The organism is Nostoc sp., assembly GCF_036919495.1.
In the GTDB taxonomy this organism is placed as follows: Bacteria; Cyanobacteriota; Cyanobacteriia; order Cyanobacteriales; family Nostocaceae; genus Nostoc.
In genome coordinates, this window is sequence record NZ_JBALBZ010000039.1 from 1 (window position 1) to 3,155 (window position 3,155).

A 3,155-nucleotide genomic window follows, 5' to 3' on the forward strand; every position below is an offset into this window, starting at 1 on the left:
ACAGATACCATAAGAGCTACAAAAGGGGTAAGAGAATAACAAACAAAACCCCAACAGAGAGTATCATCGAACCATCAATCCGTTACGCGGATGACATGGGTATTATACTCCGACCCGAAGACGATGCGACAGAGATACTTGAAAGAATCAGCGAGTTTCTCCGCAAACGCGGAATGAATGTAAGCCAAAAGAAAACCAAAGTTACCGCAGCGACAGATGGGTTTAATTTCCTCGGCTGGCACTTCAAAGTCCAGAAAAACGGAAAGTTCAAAAGTATTCCCTCAGTGGATAATTTCAAAGCTTTTCGTAAGAAAGTAAAACACATCGTCAACAACTCGAATTATGGTGCTACCACAAAGGCTATGAAATTAGCCCCGGTAGTTAGAGGTTGGAGAAATTACCATAAGTTCTGCAAGATGGACGGGTCTAGAAACTTATCCAATGGAGCATTATGCTTACTGGCGGCAGGAGTTACCAGATGAGGACTTGCCTTGGGGTGCATTTGGAGAAAACCTAACAATTGAGGGCTTATTGGAAACAAAAGTGAATATTGGCGATCGCTTTCGTATTGGCACGGCTATTGTGATGGTGACGCAGCCCCGGTTTCCCTGCTTCAAGCTCAATCTCAAGTTTGGGCGCGATGATATGGTCAAACGGTTTCTCAACAGTCGTTTGAGTGGCATTTACTTTTCAGTAGTCCTTGAAGGTGAAATTGGTGCAGGGGATGAGATTGAATTGGTGAGTCGGGATGAAAACAATGTCACAGTTGCCGATATTGTGCAAATCTACGTGCGTGAAGCCGACGAAAATTTAGTGCGCCGTGCTGTTCAGGTTCCAGCTTTGGCAGATGGTTTGCGAACTTACTTCCAACAGCAAGTCGAACCAGAGCATTAAGCTATTGGGTTGGTAATTTGGTGTGGCATTGATATGATTTTTGTATTTATCTATTTAAGTTCACCAAACAACGAATAGGCAAACAAAGCGGCTTGAGTGCGATCGCGTAAACTCAACCGACTCAAAATGTTGGTAACATAATTCTTAACAGTATTTTCTGAAAGAAACAGGGATTCAGCAATTTCACGGTTATTGGCTCCACAAGCAATTAACCGCAATACATCTAATTCTCTAGCTGTGAGTTGCGCCAATTCTGGAGGAGGTTGCACAGATGCAACAGGTGCAGCAATAGGCGTGAGTGCTTTCTCAAACAATCCCGGCCCAAGTAAGGTTTGTCCCTTGTAGACGGATCGAATTGCCAACATTAGTTCATCTGGTTCGGTGTCCTTAAGCAAATAGCCCTTTGCACCTAGCCGCATCGCCTGGAAAACATACTCATCATCATCGAAGGTGGTGAGGACAAGAACCTTAATGTCAGGATATTGTTGAGCGATCGCTTTTGTTGTGGCTACTCCATCCATTACGGGCATTCGGATATCCATTAGCACAATATCGGGTTGCAGCACCGCAATCTGTTCGAGCGCCCGTTGCCCATTCTCCGCCTCACCGATTACCTGCATCTCTGCATTTGACTCAAGCATACTCTTAAGTCCCTGGCGAATAAGATGCTGATCGTCAACTAATAAAATCTGAATCATAAGCTAGCTTTGATAGTGGCAAAGAAACAGAAATACAGCAACCAGTTCCTAGTTGGCTGTGGAGATTCAACTGGCCGCGCATTGCAACCGCCCGTTCTCGCATCCCTTGTAACCCAAACCCGGTTGTATTTTGAGTGGGGTTAAACCCTTTTCCATTATCTTCGATTGACAGATGAATCATCCCAGCGTGAGCCAGTAGTCTAACAGTGACACTCGTTGCCTCCGCATGTTTGCAAATATTTGTCAACGATTCTTGCACAATGCGGTAAAGGGCTGTGTTTACTTCTGTTGGTAAAGTGTGCGGTAAATCAATTTTACAGGAAGGTTCAATACTTGTGGTTTGCTGAAAATCTGTCAGTAGCTTTTCAATAGCTGATTTGAGAGATTGCCCTTGCAAAGGATTTGAACGCAAAACAGAAAGCGATCGCCGAATTTCTAGCAGCGCCTCAGCCCCCAATTCTTTCGCCTGTTTGAGAAATGTCAATGCTTTATCACTATTTGATTGCCAAAACAACAAAGTATTATTAATCTGAATGGTTTGGGCGGCGAGAGTGTGTCCTAACCCATCATGAATTTCGCGGGCAATTCGGTTGCGTTCCTGCAAAGTTGCCTGATCTTCAATCCGTAGCGCATACTGGCACAGTTGTTGATTGGTGATCTCTAATTGCTGATGGGCAATTTCTAACTGCTCTCGACTTTGGCGCTCTGCAAGCAGGGCATTAATTAACAGTAAAGCGAATACTAACGTTAAGCTAAACAATAATATATTACTTAATCGCCAATCCCAAGACATAGCGATCATCTTATCTCGCATAAAATTCTCAGGTTCAATGGGTCTTGACAAAAGCAGTATTCCATGAGAAAGCAAAGATAAACCCAAGACAACCAACTGTCCCGATCGCTTAAATATCAGACAACTCCGCATCACCAGCACCAGACACAGCAGCAAAACGGAGCGAGGAGATAAGCTATGTTGAATCGCTGGTAGCCAAATTAAACCGAATTCCAGGGCTGTATAAAGTAATTTTGTTTCCAGCTTAACCATTGGTAGTTTTAAGCCCATCAAGCTGAAAGTTGCGATGGCCAGAACTCGTAGCAGCAACGACCACGACAACTGAAACGGCAGCAGAACTTCCATGAACACTGCCGTGGCTAATAACAGCCACTCTAAGTAAAGCAACAAACGAAACGATGGGTAAGTCAAGCGAACCATAGAACTGTTCCAACTCAATGGTCTTTCTAACAAAACCATAGGTATTTTCACAATTTTAGAGGTAAAGAGGTCAAAAGAGGCAGGGGAGCAGGGGGCAGGGAGCAAGGGGGAAAACACCAGACGAGCTTGTACTCCGCCCCAGTAAGAGCGCCCTTTATGGTGGGGCTTCAGACCCATGTTCCGCTCCGCTCCACGGCTCTAGGTCAGGGCTTGCTCCCCAAGCTTTGAGCGCCCTGCCCCTCCGCTTCTTCGGTGAAGGAGGCAGAAGGCTTAGAGATGGGCGCTGTTGAGATGAAACTCTCCTTTATATATAACGAATCTGTCTCTAGTATCGGTAGAGCCGTTCCGAC

Annotated in this window: 4 protein-coding genes; 2 read left to right on the top strand and 2 right to left on the bottom strand. The window is 45.1% G+C overall.

Features of this window, described 5'->3' with window-relative positions; translation table 11 throughout:
* On the top strand, positions 1–482 hold a 482-nt coding region (locus V7K25_RS05185), incomplete at its 5' end, for a reverse transcriptase domain-containing protein (protein WP_335155703.1).
* Positions 442–894, top strand: a complete 453-nt coding sequence (locus V7K25_RS05190; protein WP_335155705.1) for an MOSC domain-containing protein — start codon at positions 442–444, stop codon at positions 892–894. The genes V7K25_RS05185 and V7K25_RS05190, both read left to right, overlap by 41 nt.
* Positions 895–944: 50 nt before the next feature.
* Here V7K25_RS05190 and V7K25_RS05195 read toward each other — a convergent pair whose 3' ends face one another.
* Positions 945–1,592 (bottom strand): response regulator transcription factor, encoded by a 648-nt coding sequence (locus V7K25_RS05195; protein WP_335155707.1) that lies wholly within the window; start codon positions 1,590–1,592, stop codon positions 945–947.
* The gene (locus tag V7K25_RS05200) at positions 1,570–2,844 is read right to left on the bottom strand and encodes a sensor histidine kinase (protein ID WP_335155709.1); all 1,275 of its coding nucleotides are present in this window, start codon (positions 2,842–2,844) and stop codon (positions 1,570–1,572) included. Before V7K25_RS05200 ends, V7K25_RS05195 begins: the two co-directional genes overlap by 23 nt.
* Positions 2,845–3,155: the final 311 nt, after the last annotated feature.